At 34.8% G+C, this 23714-nt stretch carries 18 protein-coding genes, 1 tRNA gene and 1 pseudogene; 17 read left to right on the forward strand and 3 right to left on the reverse strand.

What is annotated here, in order from left to right; translation table 11 throughout:
• The first annotated feature begins 155 nt into the window (after positions 1-155).
• Together EKM79_RS08325 and EKM79_RS08330 are read left to right on the forward strand one after the other, a co-directional pair.
• Positions 156-2522 (forward strand): glycosyltransferase family 39 protein, encoded by a 2367-nt coding sequence (locus tag EKM79_RS08325; protein ID WP_125567823.1) that lies wholly within the window; start codon positions 156-158, stop codon positions 2520-2522.
• 26 nt (positions 2523-2548) lie between these two features.
• On the forward strand, positions 2549-3514 hold the full coding sequence (locus tag EKM79_RS08330) for a glycosyltransferase family 2 protein (RefSeq protein ID WP_125567792.1): 966 nt from the start codon (positions 2549-2551) through the stop codon (positions 3512-3514).
• Between the two features lie 445 nt (positions 3515-3959).
• On the opposite strand, the gene EKM79_RS08335 is transcribed toward EKM79_RS08330, so the two are convergent.
• Positions 3960-4931, reverse strand: a complete 972-nt coding sequence (locus EKM79_RS08335; RefSeq protein WP_125567794.1) for a GMP reductase — start codon at positions 4929-4931, stop codon at positions 3960-3962.
• Positions 4932-5230: 299 nt separating this feature from the next.
• Here EKM79_RS08335 and glnA point away from each other — a divergent pair, with 299 nt between their 5' ends.
• Positions 5231-6559 (forward strand): type I glutamate--ammonia ligase, encoded by a 1329-nt coding sequence (glnA, locus tag EKM79_RS08340; RefSeq protein WP_342769524.1) that lies wholly within the window; start codon positions 5231-5233, stop codon positions 6557-6559.
• Between the two features lie 268 nt (positions 6560-6827).
• Complete coding sequence (locus EKM79_RS08345) at positions 6828-9818, forward strand: LTA synthase family protein (RefSeq protein ID WP_125567796.1); 2991 nt, start codon at positions 6828-6830, stop codon at positions 9816-9818.
• A gap of 40 nt (positions 9819-9858) precedes the next feature.
• On the opposite strand, the gene EKM79_RS08350 is transcribed toward EKM79_RS08345, so the two are convergent.
• Positions 9859-10140 (reverse strand): hypothetical protein, encoded by a 282-nt coding sequence (locus EKM79_RS08350; RefSeq protein WP_125567798.1) that lies wholly within the window; start codon positions 10138-10140, stop codon positions 9859-9861.
• A gap of 345 nt (positions 10141-10485) precedes the next feature.
• Here EKM79_RS08350 and EKM79_RS12485 point away from each other — a divergent pair, with 345 nt between their 5' ends.
• From EKM79_RS12485 to EKM79_RS08365, 4 genes and pseudogenes are all read left to right on the forward strand, one after another.
• Positions 10486-10611 carry a hypothetical protein gene (locus EKM79_RS12485; RefSeq protein WP_263854119.1) on the forward strand — a complete coding sequence of 42 codons (126 nt, stop codon included), beginning with the start codon at positions 10486-10488 and terminating at the stop codon, positions 10609-10611.
• 109 nt (positions 10612-10720) lie between these two features.
• Positions 10721-11245 (forward strand): GNAT family N-acetyltransferase, encoded by a 525-nt coding sequence (locus EKM79_RS08355; RefSeq protein ID WP_125567800.1) that lies wholly within the window; start codon positions 10721-10723, stop codon positions 11243-11245.
• A 104-nt stretch (positions 11246-11349) separates the two neighbouring features.
• Entirely contained in the window at positions 11350-11802 is a 453-nt protein-coding gene (locus EKM79_RS08360; protein ID WP_125567802.1) for a MarR family winged helix-turn-helix transcriptional regulator, read from the forward strand.
• Between the two features lie 24 nt (positions 11803-11826).
• Positions 11827-12546: pseudogene (locus EKM79_RS08365) on the forward strand (B3/B4 domain-containing protein).
• 258 nt (positions 12547-12804) lie between these two features.
• Here EKM79_RS08365 and EKM79_RS08370 read toward each other — a convergent pair.
• Positions 12805-12875: transfer RNA gene (locus tag EKM79_RS08370), tRNA-Gly, on the reverse strand.
• Between the two features lie 169 nt (positions 12876-13044).
• Between EKM79_RS08370 and EKM79_RS08375 the strand changes: the two genes are divergently transcribed.
• The 9 genes from EKM79_RS08375 to EKM79_RS08415 all read left to right on the forward strand — a co-directional run bounded on the left by EKM79_RS08375 (position 13045) and on the right by EKM79_RS08415 (position 23502).
• On the forward strand, positions 13045-13518 hold the full coding sequence (locus EKM79_RS08375) for a hypothetical protein (RefSeq protein ID WP_125567804.1): 474 nt from the start codon (positions 13045-13047) through the stop codon (positions 13516-13518).
• A 232-nt stretch (positions 13519-13750) separates the two neighbouring features.
• A complete protein-coding gene (locus tag EKM79_RS08380; protein WP_025024889.1) occupies positions 13751-13951 on the forward strand; it encodes a cold-shock protein in 201 nt (66 codons plus the stop codon).
• Positions 13952-14519: 568 nt separating this feature from the next.
• Positions 14520-15752: an arginine deiminase gene (gene arcA / locus EKM79_RS08385; protein ID WP_125567806.1), complete on the forward strand. Its 1233-nt coding sequence runs from the start codon at positions 14520-14522 to the stop codon at positions 15750-15752.
• A 62-nt stretch (positions 15753-15814) separates the two neighbouring features.
• Positions 15815-16852: an ornithine carbamoyltransferase gene (gene argF, locus EKM79_RS08390; RefSeq protein WP_125567808.1), complete on the forward strand. Its 1038-nt coding sequence runs from the start codon at positions 15815-15817 to the stop codon at positions 16850-16852.
• Between the two features lie 242 nt (positions 16853-17094).
• A complete protein-coding gene (arcD, locus tag EKM79_RS08395; protein ID WP_125567810.1) occupies positions 17095-18507 on the forward strand; it encodes an arginine-ornithine antiporter in 1413 nt (470 codons plus the stop codon).
• A gap of 13 nt (positions 18508-18520) precedes the next feature.
• Entirely contained in the window at positions 18521-19627 is a 1107-nt protein-coding gene (locus EKM79_RS08400) for an aminotransferase (protein ID WP_125567812.1), read from the forward strand.
• A gap of 53 nt (positions 19628-19680) precedes the next feature.
• On the forward strand, positions 19681-20622 hold the full coding sequence (arcC, locus tag EKM79_RS08405) for a carbamate kinase (protein WP_125567814.1): 942 nt from the start codon (positions 19681-19683) through the stop codon (positions 20620-20622).
• Between the two features lie 253 nt (positions 20623-20875).
• Positions 20876-22570: an arginine--tRNA ligase gene (gene argS, locus EKM79_RS08410; RefSeq protein WP_125567816.1), complete on the forward strand. Its 1695-nt coding sequence runs from the start codon at positions 20876-20878 to the stop codon at positions 22568-22570.
• Between the two features lie 11 nt (positions 22571-22581).
• Positions 22582-23502 carry a prenyltransferase gene (locus tag EKM79_RS08415; RefSeq protein ID WP_125567818.1) on the forward strand — a complete coding sequence of 307 codons (921 nt, stop codon included), beginning with the start codon at positions 22582-22584 and terminating at the stop codon, positions 23500-23502.
• The last annotated feature ends 212 nt before the right edge of the window (positions 23503-23714 follow it).

Here is a 23714-nt window from a genome sequence, read left to right on the forward strand (position 1 = left end):
GTTTGGATAGTCTGTTCACATCGCAAAGAAAGGATGTTTAACAGATGAAGGACAAAATTATAAAACTCAGACCTATTTTATTGTCGGTCATCATTTATTCAATTATTTGCTTTCTAGTTAATATTACCTTTTAAAGAATGGGAGTTTGATAAATGATGGAAAATGAACCGACTCGTACTACGAATAATAAAAGGATAAGTTTATGGGTCAAATTGAAGTTAATTAAATATGATTATTGGTTAATTGCAATTTTGATCTTAGCGGCCTTTTTATACGCATGGAATATATGGGAAGCAGGGGAGGCTAATAGCTTCTATACTGCTGCCATTGTAAGTATGACCAAGAGCCTTAAGAACTTTTGGTATGCAAGTTTTGATCCCGCGGGATTTATTACCGTTGATAAGCCGCCAGTTGCACTTTGGTTTATGGCAATTAGTGCCAAAATATTTGGAGTTCACGGTTGGAGTGTAGTGTTACCTTCAATTTTGTTTGGGATTGCCTCTGTATACTTAGTCTATAACTTAGTTCATAAAAGATTTGGTAAAATTCCGGCTAGAATTTCAGCGTTTATTATGACAGTGACGCCAATTGTTGTAGCAGATTCAAGAACTAATAATATGGATGCAACATTAATATTTTTCCTGTTATTATCTATCTACTTTGTTCAAAAAGCTGTTTTTAAAAATCAACAAAGGTATTTATGGATTGGCTTTTCATTAATGGGTATAGCTTTTAATGTCAAAATGCTACAAGCCTTTATGATTTTACCAGCTTTATATTTTTATTACTGGATTGCTACTAACATTGGATGGAAAAAGAAATTAACGCATCTAGGAATTGCCACTGTATTTTTAGCAGTATTCACATTGATTTGGCCATTATCAGTTGATATGACTAATTCATCTAGTCGTCCGTATGAAGGTGGTTCTGAAACTAATTCTGCCTTGGAACTTGCCTTTGGATATAACGGGACACAACGTTTATTAGGACAAACAACCGGAACCGGCGGTGCTTTCCCAGGAATGGGTTCTAGCTCTAAAAAGAGTTCAAAGGGAATGACGCCTCCTAATGGTTCAACTAAGAAGTCCTCAAATTCTTCTTCAAATACTCCACCAGCTAAACCTAGTGGATCTACAAATTCTAAGAAATCATCTACAAATGCACCAACTCCTCCAAATGGGTCTAAAGGTATGCAAGGTGGTCCTGGAGGAAGCAAAAAAGGTGGCGGTGCTGGTGGTGCCGGTGGCGGAGCTTTCAGTATTGGTACTGTCGGACCGTTCCGACTATTTGGGCTTGATTTAGGTCCTCAAATAAGTTGGTTACTAATTATTTCCATTTTAGGTTTGATATCTAGTTACTTCTATTACCGTGGATCACGGATGAAGAAATGGTGGTCATTAACACCACAACGTAAGGAATTGTGGTTATGGGCTGGCTGGTTAGTTCCTGTTTATGGATTCTTTTCAGTAGCTAGTTTCTTCCATCCTTATTACACAATTATGTTAGCGCCAGCAATTGCCGTTTTAGGCGGTGTTGGTATTTATACAATGATCAAACAGTGGAAAGATAAATCTGTATGGTCGATGGTCTTGCCAGTGGCAATATTATCAACTGCGGCATTACAAGCGTGGTATGTATCACAGTATTATTCAGTTATAGCCTGGATATTACTCGGACTTGGTGTTTTAGTTTCGATACCTCTATTTGTACTACCTTGGATTACAAATAATTTAAAATCTAGATATGCTTGGCCGATAGCTGGGATAATTCTTGTAATGATCGCACCATCGTTCTGGTCGTTAACACCTACACTTGCTGGTGAATCAGCACAGATTCCAACCGCGGGGCCTTCTCTATTGCAACAAGGCGGCGGTGGAATGGGTACTAATGCTGGCGGAATGGGTGGTTCTACCAATTCAACCTTGCTTAAGTATCTAGAGAAGCATCAAGGTGATGCGGAGTATTTGTTCGCCACTGATGACTCAAGTACTGCCGCACCATATATTATTTCTACTGGCAAAGCAGTTATGGCTATCGGTGGATTTAATGGAACTGACAAGGCAATTACTTTGAAGCAGTTTAAGAAATTAGTAAAAGAAGGTAAGCTCAAATACTATTACTCTGGTGGTAAGACAGGTGGTAGTAATACTGCCATAGTTAATTGGATCAAAAAGAATGCAAAGAAAGTCAAATTAAGTAATTCCACTTCGGCTACTTCATCAATTACTACAAGTACAAAAACTACCTCGACTAAATCAGCACCAAATGGTTCCCCAAGCAACGCTGGAGGTACACCACCATCTGGATCAGGTAATGCTCCAAGTAATACTCAAGGTGGTGGAATGGGACAAGCTCCAAGTGGTTCGTCAAAAATGAAGAAACCTTCTAAGAAACCATCTATCACTGGAACTGGTGCAAGTAAAGGTACTGCGCCAGAAGGAATGGGCGGTATGAACGGTGGAATGGGTGGACCTGGTGGTTCATCTGGAACACTTTATGATTTATCAAGTATTTACGATTAGCTCTTTTATGGAAGGAATGAATGATTATGTCTCAATTAATTTCAATTGTTCTGCCTGTATTCAACGAAGAACCGGGTATTCAGGCTACAATCGATACACTATTAAATTTTACCGAACAACAGAAAGAAAATTATGAATTGATTTTTGTAGATGATGGTTCGAAAGATAAATCAGTTAAAATTATCAAACATGCAATCGAGATTAATTCAAGTATCAAGTTAGTAGAGTTTTCACGAAACTTTGGGCATCAATTGGCCATTACTGCTGGCTTACAATATACCAGCGGGGATGCCGTTGTTGTCATGGATGCAGATCTGCAAGATCCACCTGAGGTCATCCCTCAGATGATTGAGAAATGGCATGAAGGGTATGATATTGTCTATGGCAAGCGAATGCAGCGCGACGGAGAAACGGCCTTTAAAAAATTCACGGCTTCAATGTTTTATCGAACGTTTAAACGTTTAGCAACAATTGATATGCCACTTGATACGGGTGACTTTAGATTAATGAACCGCAAAGCGGTTAAGCAATTACAAAAACTACATGAACAGGATCCTTTTGTTAGAGGTCAAGTTACTTGGATTGGATTTAAACAAACGAGCGTCAAGTATCATCGCCAGGAACGTATTGCTGGAGAAACTAAGTATCCATTGTCTAAAATGATAAAATTAGCGATTGATGGAATTACTTCTTTTTCAATGAAGCCATTGCAGTTCGCAAATATTTTTGCAATTGTTCCAGTTACTAGTGGATTATTTTATCTCGGATACTTATTCACAACTGGGAACTATACTGCAGCTTCAGTCGGTGTAACAGTTCTGCTATTTACTTTAGGACTTCTGTTATTGTCGATTGGTATATTAGGAAGTTATCTTGGTAGAGTATTGGATCAAGTGAATAACCGTCCGAGATTTATTGTTAGTGAAACCGAAGGATTTCAAGAAAGAGACAGAGGAATCCATCATTTGAACGCTAGACAGATGCGGAATTAATTGAATTACAAATGATACGTTTATTAATTTTTATAACAAGTTTGATTGCTGGAATTGGTATTTTGTTTTTACCAAATGACGTTAATAGTAATCATACAAGGAATAATGAAAGAAAAAGGAAAAAGTCTAAGAAAGGAAGTGAAAGCTAGTTCTCTCAGTGTTTTTTAAAACCATAATTAATTTATAAATTAACATGTTGAAACAAATTTTGATTATTTGAGTTTAGATGCTTTTTAAAGTCACTTCAATGTGTTAAAGTAATGGTAAATTTGGTAGGTAATGCAATTGTCGCAGGACAACTGAGTACCAAATTGAACATGAACTATCCCATTCATTGAAAAAGCTGACGATAACCCAGTCGTCAGCTTTTTTGTATGCGATTATTTATTTACTCAAATAAAAAATCCCAGATGAAATAACAGATTTCATCTGGGGATATTAAAGTTTAGTCACCATTATAAATAGATTTTTTAACAATTACATAGTCTACTTTTCTAAGCGAATCAAGTGTTCTTCCACCTGCGTAAGAAATTGCGGACTGTAAATCTTCTTGCATTTCCTTAAGAGTACCGCTGATTGGCCCTTTATATGGAGCAAGCATCTTTTTACCTTCGACATTTTTATAGACACCTTTTTGAAATTGAGATGCTGAACCGAAGTATTCTTTGTATTCTTGACCATCTTTTTCAACTAGTTCACCGGGGGATTCAGTGTGTCCAGCAAATAGTAGACCAATCATGACCATACTTGCTCCGAAGCGAATCGACTTGGCTATATCTCCATTATTTCTAATACCACCATCCGCAATAATAGGTTTGCTTGCGGCTTTAGCACACAATCTTATAGCGGCTAATTGCCATCCACCTGTGCCAAATCCTGTTTTCAATTTTGTTATACAAGCTTTTCCAGGACCAATACCAACTTTTGTAGCATCTGCACCGGCGTTCTCTAATTCACGCACTCCTTCAGGAGTACCAACATTTCCTGCAATTAGAAATGTTCCAGGTAAGTATGATTTTACGCACTTAATCATTTGAATTACACGATCACTGTGACCATGTGCCACATCTATCGTTACATAGTCAGGGGTTAAACCTTCATGTTTTAAGGTATTTATAAAGTCAAATTCTTCGTCTTTAATACCAACACTAATAGATGTGTATAGTCCTTTTTTATTCATATCTTTAATAAAGTCAATACGTTTTTCAGGTTGGAATCGATGCATAACGTAAAAATAACCATTAGCAGCTAGCTTTTCTGCTAACTCTTCATTGATGATTGTTTGCATATTAGCAGGAACTACAGGGATTTTGAACGTTTTAGGCCCAAATTTAACACTTGTATCACATTCAGAACGACTGTCCACGATACATTTATTCGGGATTAGTTGGATATCTTCATAGTCAAATACTTGCATATTTTTATTCACTCCAAAATACGAACAATAATTATTTTTATATTGTATTTCGTTCGCATATATAATTTAACTGGTATGTTACTAAATGTCAATTAAAAAATCTATAATACCCCTTTATTTCAAGGGGTAGTTTCTAGTACAATTTATAGGTAATTAAATTTATTTATAGTGTCTTATGAATTATTTGACAGCAACAAATGAAATTGGTATCATCGTTCTATTATTAAAAAACACCATGAGAATGGCGCTGGTTAATAACTCGCTAAAAATTGGTATATACAAAAATAGGAGTGGTTATTGTGCATAAGTATTCTGCTGAAGATATTAAAAAGATGACAATTGATGAAAATGTTGAATTTATATGTTTAATGTTTACAGACATCAACGGAATCATCAAAAACGTTGAAGTACCAGTATCTCAAATCGATAAGGTACTTGCTAATAAGATTACATTCGATGGCTCATCGATTGATGGATTCACACGTATTGAAGAAAGTGACATGCTATTGCATCCTGACCTTTCAACATGGCTGATTTTTCCATGGGGATCTGAACATGGAAAAGTAGCTCGTTTAATTTGTGATATTTATACAACAGATGGTAAGCCATTTGCTGGTGATCCACGTGTCAATTTGCAACGTATTATTAAAAAGATGCATGATATGGGCTACACTAACTTCAATATTGGACCAGAACCAGAATTCTTCTTATTCAATACAGATGAAAAGGGTCAACCAACTCTTCAATTGAATGATGATGGTAGTTATTTTGATTTTTCACCAGTCGACTTAGGTGAAAATGTTCGTAAAGATATTGTTTTGAAACTTGAAAAGATGGGCTTTGAAGTAGAGGCTAGTCACCACGAAGTAGCACCTGGTCAACAAGAGATTGATTTTAAGTATGAAAATGCACTTTCAGCAGCAGACAGTATCCAAACTTTCAAATTAGTAGTTAAAACTATTGCTAAAGAAAATGGTATGTATGCTACATTTATGCCAAAACCTTTACAAGGTATTAATGGATCAGGTATGCATATTAATATGTCATTGTTTAATGGAGACGATAATATTTTCGATGATGAAAATGATATGTTATCAGATGTCGCTAAACAATTTATGAGTGGTATCTTAACTCATGCCCGTGCACTAACAGCAATCAATAATCCGACAGTTAACTCGTACAAACGTTTAGTTCCTGGTTTTGAAGCACCAACTTACATTGCTTGGTCAAGTAAGAACAGATCACCACTTATTCGAGTACCAGCTGCAAAGGGTAAGTCAAAGCGCGTTGAGATGCGTAGTGTTGATCCAACAACAAACCCATACTTAGCAATTGCGTGTATTCTTGATGCCGGTCTTGATGGAATTAAGAGTAATTATGACTTAATGCCAGAAGTCCAAGAGAATATTTATGAAATGTCAGAAGATAAACGTCGTGAAGAAGGTATAGTAGATTTACCTTCAACATTACATAATTCACTTAAAGCTTTACGTAAAGATGAGTTCGTTCAGGCATCGCTTGGTAAGGGACTAACTAATAGTTTCTTCGCTGCCAAGAATGAAGAATGGGCTCGTTATCAACAAACAGTTTCACAATGGGAACGTGATACATACATGCCATTGTATTAATAAAATGTATAGCTCGCTAATTGAAGTGCTTGTTTCTGGACGCAACAGCAATTTTGATGTTAATATTTGGCGTAATCAAAATTCTGATTACTGCTTTCCCCCAGAGAGCACAAAAATAAGACGTTGTGATAATGTTTTATTTTTGAGAGACACAATGTTAAAGTTGTGTCTCTTTTTTTGTATAATGATAATTAATATTTTTTATATGATATAATTTCATGTGAATTTTCATTTATAGAAAATTATATTTTGTTGAGAAGGGTTCATTTTGGTTGGGAAAAAGTCTAATAAGTATAATCTATTAATTGTTTTAGTAGCAGTAGTTTTAATGGTGTTAAATAGAGTAATGGCATCAAGTATTATGCCTGAATATGGTAGTAATGAATTGCGTTACTTGGCATATCAACTATTAGTTGCACTGTCAATTTTAGGATTTAATTTAATACCGCTTTATTTAGGATATTATGAGTCATCATTTAGAAAAGGTAGGTTTACCAGTGGAATAGGTAAATATCTTTTGTACTATGTGATAGCTATTCTAATATTTAATGCACTTCTAGTGACACGGTCAGTTGATCTGATCTGGCGCAATTTTTGGGGAATATTGTTTCCAATTAGTTCCAATATTTTTGCTTATGGAGCATCAGTGGTCTTAATAATGCTTATAGCTCCGTATATGTTTGAATATTTAAATAAACAAAAGAATTTTATTGTCAGAAGAATATCGATAATTTCAACGATCTTATTGGTAGTTATGCCAACTATTTTTAGTAAAGATTTGTGGTTCTTTAATTCTGGTAATAATCCGATTTGGTTATTGTATCTAATGTTGTTAGGATATGTAATCAAGCGATTTGATTGGGTTTCTAAAACCTATTTTAAATTTATTCATTTGATTATTAGTGCTGTGATTTATTTTGGTCTGACGTGGTTGATGGAACAAATTTCATATATGATCCGTGCAAATGTTGATACTATGTCACGTTTTAATGTGCCAAACTCTATTTTTGCGATGTATTTGACGCTAAGTATTTTTATATTTTCCTTAGCAATATCTAAAAAGATTAAGGTTTCATCTAACATCATAGCAGCGCTATTGATTTCAACACAGGTAGCAATTAATTGGGAACCAAACGTTACTTTGATTGAAAAATATTTGACGGGATTTACAATTGATTCGACAAAACAATGGTTAATGGAATTGACTAAAGGTGGAGTCATTATTTTGGTTGCATCCGTTGTAATAGCACTACTATTAGTATTATTGTCAATTGTTCCCTGGTTTAAGAAATTTGCCAATTATTTGTCATTTAGTAGTTTTGATGAATTCATGACTAAGTTACGTGGAATTGGCAAGTGGATAATCTCACGTAAGAAGATTTTTTACTCAGCTTTGTTCTTTTATCTTGTTACCATTGTTCAAATGTTTTCAGTTTCGCCTGCAAAAATCAAAGTAGGTGTATCAACTTGGCAGCCGGCAATACTATTTATTCCATTTAATCGTCAAGCTGCAATAGTTCTTAATACAGTTATTGTAATGGCCTTTTTGTTATTTTTGTATGTGATAACAAAGCGTTTTTGGTATTCATTTGCAATAACATTAATTATTGAATTGGCATTGGGAATTGCTAATTATTTAAAGATGCCACTTCGTAATGAACCTGTGTTACCATCTGATTTGCAGATGTTAGGTGGAATTAAGGATATTTTAGGGATGGTCGATCCAGTTATTTTGATAATTGGATTTGCTTTAATATTTGCCCTTATAGTATTAGCCATTTTCCTGCAACATCGCTTTAAACAACAATCAACGTTAAGGATGAATTGGAAGGGGAGAGTTGTCTCCACTGTTTTATTAGGTATATTCTTGTCTGGCGCTTTTTTTGTTAATCATGACGGTTCTATTCCGTTTACAATTTTCAATATGTCCAATATTAATCGGTATTTTTATAATCAAGAATTAGGTGCCCAAATAAACGGACCAATTGTTCAATTTATCAACAATGTTGATACTAAAGTAATGAACGAACCTGAAGGTTATAGTAAATCAGAAGTTGAACGTGTTATGAAAAAATATGACACTGAAGCTAATAATATCAATAGAAATCGTAAATCATGGGCTAAGGATCAAACATTTATTTTTAATTTAAGTGAAAGCTTTAGTGATCCTGCGCGCGTTCCTAATCAAACCATCTCTTCAGATCCAATGCCAAATATTCGTAAGATAAAAAATAATACGACATCAGGATTGATGATGTCGACTGGTTATGGTGGAGGTACAGATAATATTGAATGGGAATCATTAACAGGACTAGATTTGAGTAGTTTGTCTCCAACACTACCAACCCCATATACACAATTAGTTGACAATCAAAATATTGCACCTAATATAACTAACTTATTTGATGAGAAAATTGCAGTTCATCCATATGTAGCTTCACTATACAATCGTAAAAATGTCTTTAAGAAGTTTGGGTTCCAGAAGTTTTATTATGTCGGAAGTAAAGACAAGCTTAAATATACTGATAAGATTGATGATAATCCGTATATTAATGACGAATCAGCTTATAAAGACACACTAGATACTATTGATAGATCGACTAATAAAACACAATTCATTCAATTATCGACTATGCAAAATCATATGCCGTTTAATAATTATTATAAAAAGCATGATTATACGGTTGGTGGTACTGCAGCTCCGGACGTATATAAAGAACGTGTGGAATACTATTCTCAAGGTTTAAACTATACTGATAAGGCAACTAAAGATTTTCTCGCTAAATTAGATAAAATAAATAAGCCAATTACTTTGGTATGGTATGGAGATCATTTAGCATCATTATTTGATAATGATTCTATGGATGAGTATGGTATTCAATTACATCAGACGGATTATTTCATTTATAACAATAAATATATTCGTGATCGTACTAAGCAAAGCAAAGTAGAGGTTGTTTCGCCATATGAATTCTCAGCTTTAGCTATGAAGCAGGCTGGTATTAAGGTCAGTCCTTACTACGCTATGATGACTAAAGTTACTGAAAATTTACCTGCGGCAACAACTAATACATCTGATAATGGTTCTAATGCTTTTAATGGTTCACAGGTCTTTATTACTGATGACAGTAAAAAGATAAAGGAAGATAGTTTAACCGCTGAACAAAAAGAAATATTGCATGATTATAAGATAATTCAATATGATATTACAGCTGGTAAACAATATTCCGCTAAATGGGCAACTCAGAAAGTTAAATAGATAGAAAAATCGCATTGGCATAACGCCGATGCGATTTTTTTTAATCTCTACTAATACTAAGAACAGCTGTGGATTTATAAGTTTTTGTACTATCCTTACCAATTATGAACCAATCAGCAGCTCCTATTAATCCCTCAATTTTAGTTATTTCGTCTTCGTCTGTAACTTTTCCATCTTCAAATTTTCCTTCGAAGATACTTTCCAAGTAGTAATTATCGCCGTCGTCACTAAATCGTGATGATGATGATTTCCATGCCGCAATATAAGTATCATCTGTGACTGTGATAGATTCACCATTGATCAAGTTAATATCTAATTTCATAATACTTGCCCCTTTTCGACTGTCTTTAAGGCAAGTATAGCAAATATTAGTCACGTCGAGAGAATATCTTGAAAATTGAAATATCAGATTTGCTATCCATATAAAAAATTTGATAAATATTTTTTATGTAGATATCATCAAAATGAAAATGATCAAAAGCTTATAATTGTTAATTATTACACTTACATTCGTTTCCAAGATAGTGGATTATTGTCTTAAAGAACCATACGGCTTGTTATTTTTATATTTTTGAAACTGTTTTACCGAAAATAACACAAAATATTTGACAAATTTATGAAAACGGTTAATATTAAGAACTAATAACTATTAGAGGAGGTAAGCAAGATGAAATATCAAGTAACTTTAAATACAGATACTCAATTGTTTACCGTTTATGAAAAAAACAATACAAATGTTTTTGCTAACGGTAAGACAATCGAAGAAGCTGTTGGCAAACTTCAAAAAGCTTAATTGAAAGTCTGTTAAACGTAAATTAATTGGAGATTGAAGGATAAAAACTTTCAATCTCTTTTTTTATCTTATGCTAGTATTTAGTTAATAAGTAAATGGTGGGCGAACTATGGAAGATATTAAAATACAAAAATGTAATATTGACGACTTAAAAGAATTACAAAAAATTAGTAAACAGACCTTCACTGAAACTTTCGGGCCATATAATACTGATGAGCATATTGAGGAATATCTTGAACGATCTTATAGTATTAGTATTTTGAGGGATGAATTACAGGATCCTGATTCGAAGTTTTATTTTTTGAGATTTAATGATAAGCCAGTAGCTTATCTAAAATTGAACTTTGGTAAGAACACTTTAGGTTACGATGCTGAAAAGGGAAATATGGAGCTACAACGAATCTATGTATTGAAAGAATATTATCGTCATGGTTTTGGTGAAATGTTATTTGATAAGGCAGTTAGCGAGGCACGTGATAAACATCGTACTAGTATTTGTTTGGGAGTCTGGGAACACAATAACCGTGCATTGAATTTTTACACTAGCATGGGGTTTAAAAAGGTCAGTTCGCATATTTTTCATATGGGTGATGCGGATCAAACTGATTATGTTTTGAATATGAAACTTAATTAAGCGTAGATTAAATTTACGCTTTTTATTTTAGAATGATGTTGCATTTGCAACTAAAATATTTTAGAATACATATATTTATTTTAAAAGGAATTGGAGGTGAGCAGTTGAGTGATATTTTAAGGCCAATTGGTGTAATTGCCAGGGCATTAGATTCTATTAGTAATATTGAGTTCAAAGAAGTTGATCTGACTCGAGGACAGTATTTGTATTTAGTGAGAATCTGTGAAAATCCGGGAATAATTTTAGAGCAACTTGCAAATCTTATTAAGGTGGATAAAACAACTGCCGCTCGTGCTGTCCAAAAGTTAGAAAAGAACGGGATGATTGAGCGCCGCAGTGATGCTACTAATAAAAAAATAAGGCTTCTTTTTCCTACTTATAAAGGGAAAAGAGTATATCCCTTTATTGCTAGAGAAAACGAATATTCCAATTCAGTAGCGCTTAGGGGATTATCAGATACTGAGCAAGAGCAACTATTTGATTTATTACTCAAAGTAGAAACTAATATTTCTAATGATTGGGAATATGTAAAATCAGGACATAAGCGAGATTATTAAATTTTTTTGGAGGGAAAAATTATTTTGAATAAACAAGTAATTGTAGATAAAGAATTTTGGAATCTATTTCCAGAAGGAAAAATAAATATTTTAACATTGAATAAAATTGACAATTCAGTTAATGAAAAGGATGATCCATATTTTGCTGGATTGTTAAAAGATGCTTCAAAAGAAGCTCATAAATTTTTGAAGGAAGATACATTTAGATTGAACCCGGCAGTGGACGAATGGCGCGAAGCTCTACGTAAATTTAAGACTAAGAAAGGTGCACGATCTTCTATTGAGGCCTTATTAAAACGTGTAGATCAAGGAAAAGAATTTTCACCTATTAATCCGCTTGTGGACATCTATAACAGCGTTTCTCTGGAATTTGCCTCTCCATGTGGTGGTGAAGACCTCGAAAAGATGGATGGAGATTTGCACCTAGGAATGGCTAAGGGTGGAGAATCATTCAAGCCGCTTGGTGCTGATGAAGATTCACCGGCTCTTGAGGGTGAGATTATTTATTATGATAATGAAGGCGCTATTTGCCGTTGTCTAAATTGGCGGGAAGCTCAAAGAACAATGTTGACTGAAGATACTAAAAATGCTGTGATGGTTATTGAATCAATTAATGCCGATCAAGCTAAGCGTGCTGATTAAGCAATCGAGAAGTTAAAAGAATTAACAGATGGATACTTCAAGATAGATGGCAAGATTCAAAGTTTAACTCCTAAAAGTCCAAGTGTAACAGTTGAGTATTAAAACTAACTGTTTGTTCCGTTTGAAAATATGATAAAAAATTAAATATAGTTTTATATCGGATTGATAGTGGTCACGTTTCCAATATTGATGTATATTTCATATTTGTAAGTGATTCTTGATTATATAAATGGTCCACAGGTGGTAGTTATTACCACTTGTGGACTATTTTTTTACTGACTTATATAGAATTTTACAAAAAAATATGATTACCAATTTAAATTTGGCAATCGCATTTTTTAGGTTATATCTTTTATTTAAAGCGAACTACGAGAATCGAACTCGCGACACTAGCTTGGGAAGCTGGCATTTTACCATTAAACTAAGTTCGCATCACTAATATTATCAACAACTACCAATTATACAACAAAATATTACAGAATGATAAAAATTACTTAAATTTATTACATAAACCTGCGATATAAATTGATTTTTAATTGTGATTACCATAGAATCAAGGATGTTAGTATTATAAGAAAAGTTTTTCAAGGAGATTGGAATATGAAAAAAGCACTAGTTACATTATTAGCAACTGTTTCGCTAATGGGTGTTGCAACCGTAGCAACTGGTTGTTCAAATTCAAGCACAAGTCAAACTCAACAATATTCTGCTGATAAGATTACAAAAGCAGAAATTAAGGGTCATGACTATGTCGGTGTAAGTAAGAATAATAAGAATGAATATGTTACTTTCTTTACCGGAAAAGATAATAAGAAGGTTCAATACGTTCGTGTAAATAAAGATGGCTCAAAGAAGACAATTACTAACTTCCAAAAGGCAAAGCTTGTTATGAACAAGAAGAATGCTAAGAAATTCAAGATCGATGGTTTTAGAATTATTGCTGAACCAGATTTTGAATGGAACTTTGTTAAGGTTGGCAAAACAACAATCAAATCTCCTGACGGCAAAAAGTGGAAATTATATCAAGGTAGCCACAAAGATGCTGTAAAAGAAGTTCAAAAGAACGCTAAATAAGTGATTTATAAAAATGATCGTAATGGCTGATATTAATTGGTTTTTAACGATCATTTTTTTATTTTTTTATTTTTTTAGTAGATAATGATTGCTATTATCGAGTTTATGACGTATAGTTAATGCATTGTGTTAGTAGTTAAGTGTAGGTTTCATTTCACATTCATGAATGAATTTCTGAGCTTTACTTTAAATGCAAAAATAAATTGCGCACAGCGCGGAGGTTTCATTCATAATGGAAAACGGAACAGTTAAATGGTTTAATGCAGATAAGGGATTTGGTTTTATTACTCGCGAAGATGGTAGTGATGTATTCGTACATTTCTCAGCTATCCAAGGCGACGGTTTCAAGACATTGGACGAAGGCCAACACGTTACTTTCGATGTAGAAGATAGCGATCGTGGACCACAAGCTACAAACGTTACAAAGAACTAATTAACGTTTTAAAGGCAATCTCTTAGGAGGTTGTCCTTTTTTTTTCTTATTTTGTGCGTTAAATTTGCTTTCAGTTAAAATACTCGATAAGATGTAAAAGACATATGGTATTGCATAAAATGTTTCTGAGAGGGCGGTTAAACATGTTTAAATTTCAAACTAGACTAGGATCATTAATTGGTTCGATTGGCGGCAACATCTTAGGAGAAGTATTCGTTCTACGTGATAAATTAATTAATAACAAAAAATAAAGGAATCTTTCGAATTTTCGAAAGGTTCCTTTTTTTATTAAAACAGCATACGTTATGGCATTTTTTTACAAAAAATAATTATTTCTGAAAACGTTTATAAAATTTTGCTGTTTGTTTTGTAAATAATAAAAATTAAATCTGTTTTAAGTACTTTCTAATTTTATGCAATCGTTGTCACTGTTGGCGCCACTTAGGGAGAGGGTGAAATATTAGAAAATAAAAAAATAAATGAAAAAGTTGTGAAATCGCTTGCAAAGTTAATCTTAGTATTATATTGTGAGTACTGGTAACGGAATACAAATAAGGAGTGATTTTTTATGACTAAACCAATTCATGTTACATCTGAAATTGGCAAACTAGATGTTGTTATGTTGAAGCGTCCTGCAGAGGAAGTTGAAAACATTACACCCGATACAATGCCCCGACTATTGTTCGATGACATCCCATATTTGCCAATTGCTCAAAAAGAGCATGATCATTTTGCCCAAATTTTACGTGATAATGGAACGGAAGTTCTATATCTAGAAAACTTGGCAGCTGAAGCTATTGACGCTGGAAATGTAAAAGGTGCATTTCTTGATAAAATGCTTGCAGAATCTGGTTACGCAGTAGGTGCTGATCATGACGCATTAAAGGAATACTTGATGAGTCTTGATACACAAGCAATGGTTAATAAATTATTCGCAGGTGTTCGCAGAAACGAAATCGACTTTACCCCGACAGATTTAGTTAGTGCTGCTGAAGACCCAGATTATCCATTCTTCTTGGATCCAATGCCTAATGCATACTTTACACGTGACCCTGCTGCTTCAATCGGTGACGGATTAAGTATCAACCATATGACATTTGCCGCTAGACAACGTGAATCAATGTTTATGGAAACAATCATTGCACATCATCCACGTTTTGCTAATAAAGGCTTGCACGTATGGCGTGATAGAAACCACACACACCGTATTGAAGGTGGAGATGAACTTGTATTGAGCAATCACGTATTAGCAATTGGTGTTTCACAAAGAACATCAGCAACTGCTATTCAAGATATTGCTAGAAACTTGTTTAATGAAAACAGTGGCTTTGATACAGTTATTGCTATTTCAATTCCACATAACCACGCAATGATGCATTTGGATACTGTATTTACAATGATCAATACAGATCAATTTACAGTTCATCCAGGTATTCTTGGTGAAGGTGGCAAGATCGATACATGGACAATTCATCCAGGTAAAGATGGCGACCTAACTATGGAACATAACCAAGATCTAAAGGCTGTTCTAAAGAATGCTCTTGGTCTTGATGACCTAGACTTGATCCCAACAGGTAACGGTGATCCAATCGTTGCTCCTAGAGAACAATGGAATGATGGTTCTAACACATTAGCAATTGCACCTGGTGTCGTTGTTACATATGATAGAAACTACGTATCAAATCAAATGCTAAGACAACACGGCTTGAAGGTATTGGAGACAATATCAAGTGAATTATCACGTGGTCGTGGGGGCCCTCGTTGCATGAGTATGCCATTAGTTCGTGAAGATCTAAAATAATAGCTTAAATTAAAAACTTAATATTAGACTGCAAACCTCATGCAGTTTAGGAGGACACTAATTTGGATTATCAAGGAAAAGAAACATCAGTATTTCAAGGCAGAAGCCTTTTAGCAGAAAAATACTTTACACCAGCTGAACTAGAATACTTGATCGACTTCAGTATTCACTTGAAGGCTCTTAAGAAGAAGGGTATTCCTCACAAATATCTAGAAGGCAAGAATATTGCACTTCTATTCGAAAAGAACTCAACACGTACACGTTCAGCATTTACTACAGCTGCAATTGACTTAGGTGCACATCCTGAATTCTTGGGTGCTAACGATATTCAACTAGGTAAAAAAGAAAGTGTTGAAGATACAGCTATCGTTCTTGGTAGTATGTTTGACGGAATCGAATTTAGAGGATTCAGCCAACAAGTTGTTGAGGATCTTGCTAAATATTCAGGCGTTCCTGTTTGGAATGGTTTGACTGATGAATGGCACCCAACACAAATGATTGCTGATTTCATGACTATGAAGGAAACATTTGGTTCACTTCAAGGTAAGACATTAACATTCGTTGGTGATGGACGTAACAACATGGCTAACAGTTTGTTAGTTACAGGTTCAATGCTTGGTGTAAATATCCACATTGTTGCTCCTAAAGAATTATTCCCAGACGACGAAGTTGTTAAGGCTGCTCAAGGATATGCTGACAAATCAGGAAGCAAGTTCTTGATTACAGACGATGTCGACGAAGGCGTTAAAGGCTCAAATGTTATCTATACTGACGTATGGGTATCAATGGGTGAAGAAAGTCAATGGGACGAAAGAATCAAACTTCTAAAACCATATCAAGTAAACATGGATATGATGAAGAAGACTGGATTACCAGATGATCAAGTAATCTTTATGCACTGCTTACCAGCTTTCCATGATATCACTACTCAATATGGTAAAGATATCAACGCTAAGTATGGTTTAACAGAAATGGAAGTAACTGATGAAGTATTCAGAAGTAAGTATGCTCGTCAATTTGAGGAAGCAGAAAACAGAATGCACTCCATCAAAGCCATTATGGCAGCAACTCTAGGTAACTTGTTCATTCCTAAGGTTTAATTAGTTATTGAAGAAGAGCTAATCTAATGGGTTGGCTCTTTTTTGCTTTAAAACACAGGGGGGAAGAGAGGACTCGTTTCTCTATCCCAATTAATATAGAGTGAAACAAAGTAACTAGTCACGGATCATTGCCGAGATTAATCATTGTTTCATGCTATGAAAAGATGATTATAACGGTAAGTGCAGTTGACATGCTTTGTGAACTCCTATTCCAATTCTAAAAATTAGAGAGAATGTATATTATGGAAGAAAAAAAAGGATTATCACTAGGCGCTCTTACAGCTGCCGTAGTTACTAGTTCAATTGGTTCCGGTGTATTTACACTAACTAGTTCTCTAGCCGGAGGGGCCGCACCTGGTCCTGTGTTGCTAGCTTGGATCGTAGTTGGTTTCGGAATTTTAATGCTGGCAATGTCATTAAATAATTTATTGTTAAAAAAGCCTGAATCTGAAGGTATTCATGCATATGCTCAAGCAGGATTCGGTAATTTTGCCGGATTCGTAAGTGGTTGGGGATATTGGTTAAGTGCCTGGCTAGGAAACGTTGCCTTTGCTACAGTTTTGATGAGTTCATTAGGATATTTCTTCAAAGTTTTCGCTGGTGGACAAAATGTTCCATCAATAATTGTTGCAAGTATTGTTTCTTGGATTTTGACTTATATTGTTAACCGTGGTGTTGAATCAGCTGCGGCTATGAATACAATTATTACTATTTGCAAATTGATTCCACTATTCGCATTTATCGTTGTAGCAATTTTCGTATTCAAAGGCGGAATGTTCACAGCTCACTTCTGGAGCAATGTTGCTTCTGGTGTAGCTGGCGGTAGTAACGGATGGGATCAATTCAAATCATGTCTAATGATCATGATGTGGGTCTTCGTTGGTGTTGAAGGTGCAAGTATGCTTTCATCACGTGCCGAGAGTAAGAAAGATGCTGGTAAAGCAACTATTATTGGTATTATCAGTTTGTTAGTTATTTACGTTTTGGCATCAGTTTTACCATACGGTTATATGTCACAAAATGCTTTGGCTAAAATTAATCAACCAGCTATGCTTTATATCTTTGAAGATATGGTCGGTAAATGGGGCGGTATCTTTATCGCTGTTGGTTTGATTATAGCTATTTTAGGTTCATGGTTATCATGGACAATGTTACCAGCTGATACAACAATGTTGATGGCTGAAGAAAAGTTATTACCTTCATACTTTGGTAAGAAGAATAAGAATGGTGCTCCTACATTTTCACTTGTATTAACTGCAGCACTTATCCAAATATTCCTATTCATTCTATTATTCTCACAAGAAGCTTATAATTTTGCGCTATCACTATGTACTGCTGCTATTGTTGTTTGTTATATCTTTGTTGGTTTGTTCCAAGTTAAGTTCTCATATCAAAATAAAGATATGAAACAAATGTGGATCGGTATTTTTGCATCTGCCTTCCAGATTTTTGCAATTATTTTGGCAGGTGTTCATTTCTTAATGCTTGTATGTATTGGATATATTCCTGGAATTTACTTCTATTACAAAGCTAAAAAAGAATTTAATATTGATGGTGGAAAGTTAACTAAAGCCGAAGTTATTTATTCAATTCTTCTTGTTATCTTTGCGGTGGCAAGTATTGTTATGGTTGCAACTGGAAAAGTTTCAATTTAGGAGAGTGTAAAGAATGAAAATACCTGAATTTGGAGTTGAAGGTTGGCTAAACGTTCATGAACGTGAGGCTAAGTATGATTTAGCTCAAAGTACTATTACATCATTTTCCATGAATGAATTGGTTAAGTTAGCTGGTTCAGATGTTTATGGTGAATTAGATCAGCAAAAAATGAATTATGGTTGGATTGAAGGATCACCAACCTTTAAAAAAGAAGTAAGTAAATTATACAAGAATGTTGATCCTGATAATATTTTACAAACGAATGGTGCTACTGGTGCCAATATGTTGGCTATCTATTCTTTAATTGAGCCAGGAGATCACGTAATCAGTGTTTATCCAAGTTATCAACAACTTTATGACATCCCGAAGTCACTAGGTGCTGATGTTAGTTTTTGGAAACTACATGAAGAAGATAATTGGTATCCAGATATTGAAGATTTGAAGAAGATGATTCGTCCAAACACCAAGATGATTTGTATCAATAATGCTAACAATCCAACTGGTACGATTTTGGATCGTAAGTTTATGGAACAAGTTGTTGAAGTTGCTAAAACTGTCGGTGCGTATGTACTCGTGGATGAAGTTTATCTTCCATTCGATGATTCAGTTAACTTTGCACCAATTATTGATTTGTACGATAAGGGTATTTCAACTAATTCTTTATCTAAGACATATTCAATGCCTGGAATTCGTGTTGGCTGGACAGCAACTAATGCTGAATTAGCTGATTTATTTAGAAAATATCGTGATTATACGATGATTTGTTCAGGTGTTTTCAGTGATCAGGCAGCTTGTCTTGTATTACAAAATAGAGATAAGGTTCTTGTACGTAACAAGAAGATCGTACTTGATAATTTGAAGATATTTAAGGAATGGGTTGAACGCACTCCTAAGGTCAGTTGCGTCTTTCCTAATGGAGTATCAACATCATTTATTAAGATGGATACAAAGAAGTCTAGCATCGACTTCTGTCGCGATTTATTAAAGGATACCGGTGTACTGTTAGTACCTGGTGAGGCCTTTGATGTTCCAGGTCATGCTAGATTAGGTTACTGTGCTCCAACTGAAACACTTAAAAAGGGTTTGGAAGTTTTAGGAGATTACCTAGAAAAGAATTAAGAGCGGAAGCTCTATCATAAAAAATCAATTAATTTTTGAGGAGAGATTTTATAATGACAAAAGAACGTATAGTAGTTGCATTAGGTGGAAATGCTATTTTAAGTTCAGATGCAAGTGCTGAAGCACAACAAGCAGCTGTTAAGAAGACTTGCGAATCACTAGTTGAATTCGTTAAGAATGGTCAAGAATTGATCATAACTCACGGAAATGGCCCACAAGTAGGTAACTTGTTATTACAACAAGCTGCTGCTGACAGCGAAAAGAACCCTGCACTTCCACTTGATACATGTGGCGCTATGACAGAAGGTAGTATTGGTTACTGGTTCCAAAATGCTATGAAGGAAGTTATGCTTAAGAACGGTATTGATAAGCAAGTTGTTACATTGATTACACAAACGATTGTTGACAAAAATGATCCTGCCTTTGGCGATCCTTCAAAGCCAATTGGTCCTTTCTACAAGGAGGAAGAAGTAGAACAACTTAAAAAAGATCACCCAGACTGGAGCATTATTGAAGATGCCGGCCGTGGATACAGACGTGTTGTTCCATCACCAAAGCCTGTTGAAATCAATGAATATCCAGCAATCAAGGCTATCGCTGAAGCTGGCGTAATTCCTATCGTTGCTGGTGGTGGTGGTATCCCTGTTGTTAAAGACGGAGACCAATTAATTGGTAAGGAAGCCGTTATTGATAAAGACTTCGGTGCATCAAAGATTGCTCAACTTGTTAATGCTGATAAGTTGATCATCCTTACATCAGTTGGTGGTGTATTCTACAACTTTGGTAAACCTAACCAAAAAGAAATTTTCGATGTTACATCTGACGAAGTACAAGAACACATCGATCGTAATGAATTTGCTAAGGGTAGCATGATGCCTAAGGTTAAGGCAGCTGTTAGCTTCGTAAATGCAACTGGTAAGCCAGCTGTTATCGGTGCTCTTGAAGATGTTAAGGAAATTATCGCTGGAAACAAGGGAACTGTTATTCACAAATAAGTATTGTTATTGTGAAAATAATGTGCTATCATATTTGTGCAAAAGAAGGAATAATTAGTCGGTAGATTCTAAGCGAGATCAGGTATTGGTGAGAGCTGATCGATTCGATGATTAAGTCGCACTTTCTTTAAAACTAAATAAGTCAATTAATGAGTGGATATTAATCAATTAGAGTGGTACCGCGGGAAATCTCGTCTCTTTCAATAAAGTAGTTTATTGAAAGAGGCGTTTTTTTTATCCAGAGGAGGAAAATATGGATTCAAAGAAATTAGTAGTTGATACATTGCTTAAAGTTTTACCTGCTGAAATTACAGAGGAACAAGTACAAAAATTAATCGAAAAGCCTAAAACATCAGATTTGGGTGATTATGCATTTCCGACATTCATTTTAGCAAAGTCATTACATAAAGCTCCAAATATGATTGCTGAAGATTTAGTTGGAAAAATTGATCAAACTGGATTTGAAAAGGTCGTTAATACGGGTGCATATATTAACTTCTTCTTGGATAAGAGTGAATTTTCAAACAATGTTTTACACACTGTTATCAATGATAAAGACAACTACGGTGATCAAGATGAAGGTAAAGGTAGAAACGTTCCTATCGATATGTCTTCACCTAATATCGCTAAACCAATGTCAATGGGTCATTTACGTTCAACAGTTATTGGTAATTCAGTTGCAAAGATCGAAAAGAAATTAAATTATCAACCAGTAAAGATCAATCACTTGGGTGATTGGGGAACACAATTTGGTAAGTTGATTGTTGGATATAAGATGTGGGGTTCAGAAAAGGATGTTGAAGCTGATCCTATCAATAATCTATTGAAGTATTACGTACGTTTCCATAAAGAGGCAGAAGACAAGCCAGAACTTGATGATGAAGCACGTGCTTGGTTCAAGAAGATGGAAGATGGTGACGAAGAAGCTCTTAAGTTATGGTCATGGTTCAAAGAACTATCACTTAAGGAATTCAATCGTATTTATGACCGTTTAGGTGTTACATTTGATCATTATACTGGAGAATCATTCTACAATGATAAGATGGATGCCATCGTTGATACATTAAGAGAAAAAGGATTATTACAAGAAAGTCGTGGTGCTGAAATCGTTGATCTTTCAGATCATGATTTATCACCTGCCTTGATTAAGAAGACTGATGGTGCTACATTGTACATCACTCGTGATTTAGCTGCTGCTAAGTATCGTAAAGACACATTTGATTTTGTTAAGTCACTTTATGTTGTTGGTAGTGAACAAAGTGAACATTTCAAGAAGCTTAAGCTTGTATTGAAGAAAATGGGCTATGCTTGGTCAGATGATATTACGCATATTGAATTTGGACTTATCACAACAGGTGGTAAGAAGCTTTCAACACGTAAAGGTAGAGTTATCTTACTAGAAGATGTTTTACAAGATGCTGTTGATTTAGCTAAGAAACAAATCAATGAAAAGAATCCAGATCTTAAGAATAAAGATGAAGTTGCTGAAGCAGTTGGTGTTGGTGCGGTAGTCTTCCATGACCTTAAGAATGAGAGACGTGACAGTTTTGACTTCAATCTTGAAGAAGTTGTTCGTTTTGAAGGAGAAACAGGTCCTTATGTCCAATACACGAATGCACGTGCTTTGAGTATTCTAAGAAAAGCCGGCAATGTTGATTATGCTGATGCAGACGATTTGTCACTAGACGACCCTGAAGCATGGGATACAATTAAGCTACTTCAAGAGTTCCCAGAAGTTATCAAGCGTGCTGGCCGTATCTATGAACCATCTGTAATTGCTAAGTATTCATTGAAGCTTGCTAAGAGTTTTAATCAATATTACGCACACAGCAAGATTCTTAATGAAGATGACAGTTTAAAGGCAAGACTAGCTCTTGTTAAGTCAGTTACAACAGTTCTTCAAGAGTCATTGAACCTATTAGGTGTCAAAGCACCGGAAGAAATGTAAGGTAGTGTAACTTGAATCGAAAACTATTTGTTGAACTATCAGAATTAAAAACTACAGTTCTCGATATTGCCTGGTTTGTTCTCGTTATAAGTTATTCATATTTAAAATTTGGTACCTTTGATTTTATTGACGGAATCCTTGGATTCATCACGGTTATATTTATTCATATAATTATTAATTTTCATAATAATTATATGGATTATAGAAATTCCAAAGATATTAGTTATCGTCAAAAAATAAGTACCATTGGTATTAATCGTGAATCACTGGCAATAGTCAAAAAATGGATGTACGGTTTGACCATTTTTCCATTATTACTTGGTGCTTTCCTGGTATATAGAACCGGATGGCCGATTTTGGTGATCGGGGTCATCAGTATCGGTATTGGGTTATTGTACTCAGGAGGTCCCAAACCACTCGATTCAACTATGTTTGGAGAAGCAGTGGTGGCTGTTGCCATATCCATTCTGATTCCTTTAATCTATTCCTACTTGGGACTAGTTGGAACCGGAAATCTTGATTCTAGCTCGGTAATTGATATTATAATTATTTGCTTGCCAAATACATTTGCAATCTTTGCCGCTCAATTGTGTAATAACATTTGTGATATAGAATCAGATATAAAAAATGGCCGTCATACGTTGGTTTACCACATTGGAAAAACTAATGCATTGAGTTTATTTAAAGCTAGTTGGGCTTTATCATTCTTGTTAATCCCTATATTAGCTTTATTACAAGTAGTACCTTACGTTACGCTGTTAGTGTTACTACTATATCCCTCGATTTGGGATAAGTTTCAACCTTATCTGAAGGTGCAAGTCAAAACGCAGACTTATCCTTTGGTTATAAAAGCTGTAACTCAATTGGTTTTAGCATATGTATTATTAATTGCTGTCGGGGCGATTATTAACAAGATTATGTCATTACTATAGTTGCAACTCTTCAGAAAGAGTCCTAAAAAATCACTCCTAAAACTTCTTTCTGAAATAAACAAAAAAAGAAGTCAACTGATCTGTCGGGGATCGGTTGGCTTCTTTTCTTTTGTCAGAAAGTGTAAAAAATCGGTTCTATACTTTCTGGTATTGATGAATAATCAATACCAGTTTTTTTATTCCCTTTTAACACAAAAAGAACATCACTGTTC

This window comes from Companilactobacillus insicii, assembly GCF_003946015.1.
Classification (GTDB): Bacteria; Bacillota; Bacilli; order Lactobacillales; family Lactobacillaceae; genus Companilactobacillus; species Companilactobacillus insicii.

Excerpts from the sequence above, each read along its gene's own strand:
- EKM79_RS08325 (WP_125567823.1), top strand. The coding sequence starts at position 156 with ATGGAAAATGAACCGACTCGTACTACGAATAATAAAAGGATAAGTTTA.
- EKM79_RS08330 (WP_125567792.1), top strand. The coding sequence starts at position 2,549 with ATGTCTCAATTAATTTCAATTGTTCTGCCTGTATTCAACGAAGAACCG.
- EKM79_RS08335 (WP_125567794.1), bottom strand. The coding sequence starts at position 4,931 with ATGCAAGTATTTGACTATGAAGATATCCAACTAATCCCGAATAAATGT.
- EKM79_RS08350 (WP_125567798.1), bottom strand. The coding sequence starts at position 10,140 with ATGAAATTAGATATTAACTTGATCAATGGTGAATCTATCACAGTCACA.
- EKM79_RS12485 (WP_263854119.1), top strand. The coding sequence starts at position 10,486 with ATGAAATATCAAGTAACTTTAAATACAGATACTCAATTGTTTACCGTT.
- EKM79_RS08355 (WP_125567800.1), top strand. The coding sequence starts at position 10,721 with ATGGAAGATATTAAAATACAAAAATGTAATATTGACGACTTAAAAGAA.
- EKM79_RS08375 (WP_125567804.1), top strand. The coding sequence starts at position 13,045 with ATGAAAAAAGCACTAGTTACATTATTAGCAACTGTTTCGCTAATGGGT.
- EKM79_RS08380 (WP_025024889.1), top strand. The coding sequence starts at position 13,751 with ATGGAAAACGGAACAGTTAAATGGTTTAATGCAGATAAGGGATTTGGT.
- arcA (WP_125567806.1), top strand. The coding sequence starts at position 14,520 with ATGACTAAACCAATTCATGTTACATCTGAAATTGGCAAACTAGATGTT.
- arcD (WP_125567810.1), top strand. The coding sequence starts at position 17,095 with ATGGAAGAAAAAAAAGGATTATCACTAGGCGCTCTTACAGCTGCCGTA.
- EKM79_RS08400 (WP_125567812.1), top strand. The coding sequence starts at position 18,521 with ATGAAAATACCTGAATTTGGAGTTGAAGGTTGGCTAAACGTTCATGAA.
- arcC (WP_125567814.1), top strand. The coding sequence starts at position 19,681 with ATGACAAAAGAACGTATAGTAGTTGCATTAGGTGGAAATGCTATTTTA.
- argS (WP_125567816.1), top strand. The coding sequence starts at position 20,876 with ATGGATTCAAAGAAATTAGTAGTTGATACATTGCTTAAAGTTTTACCT.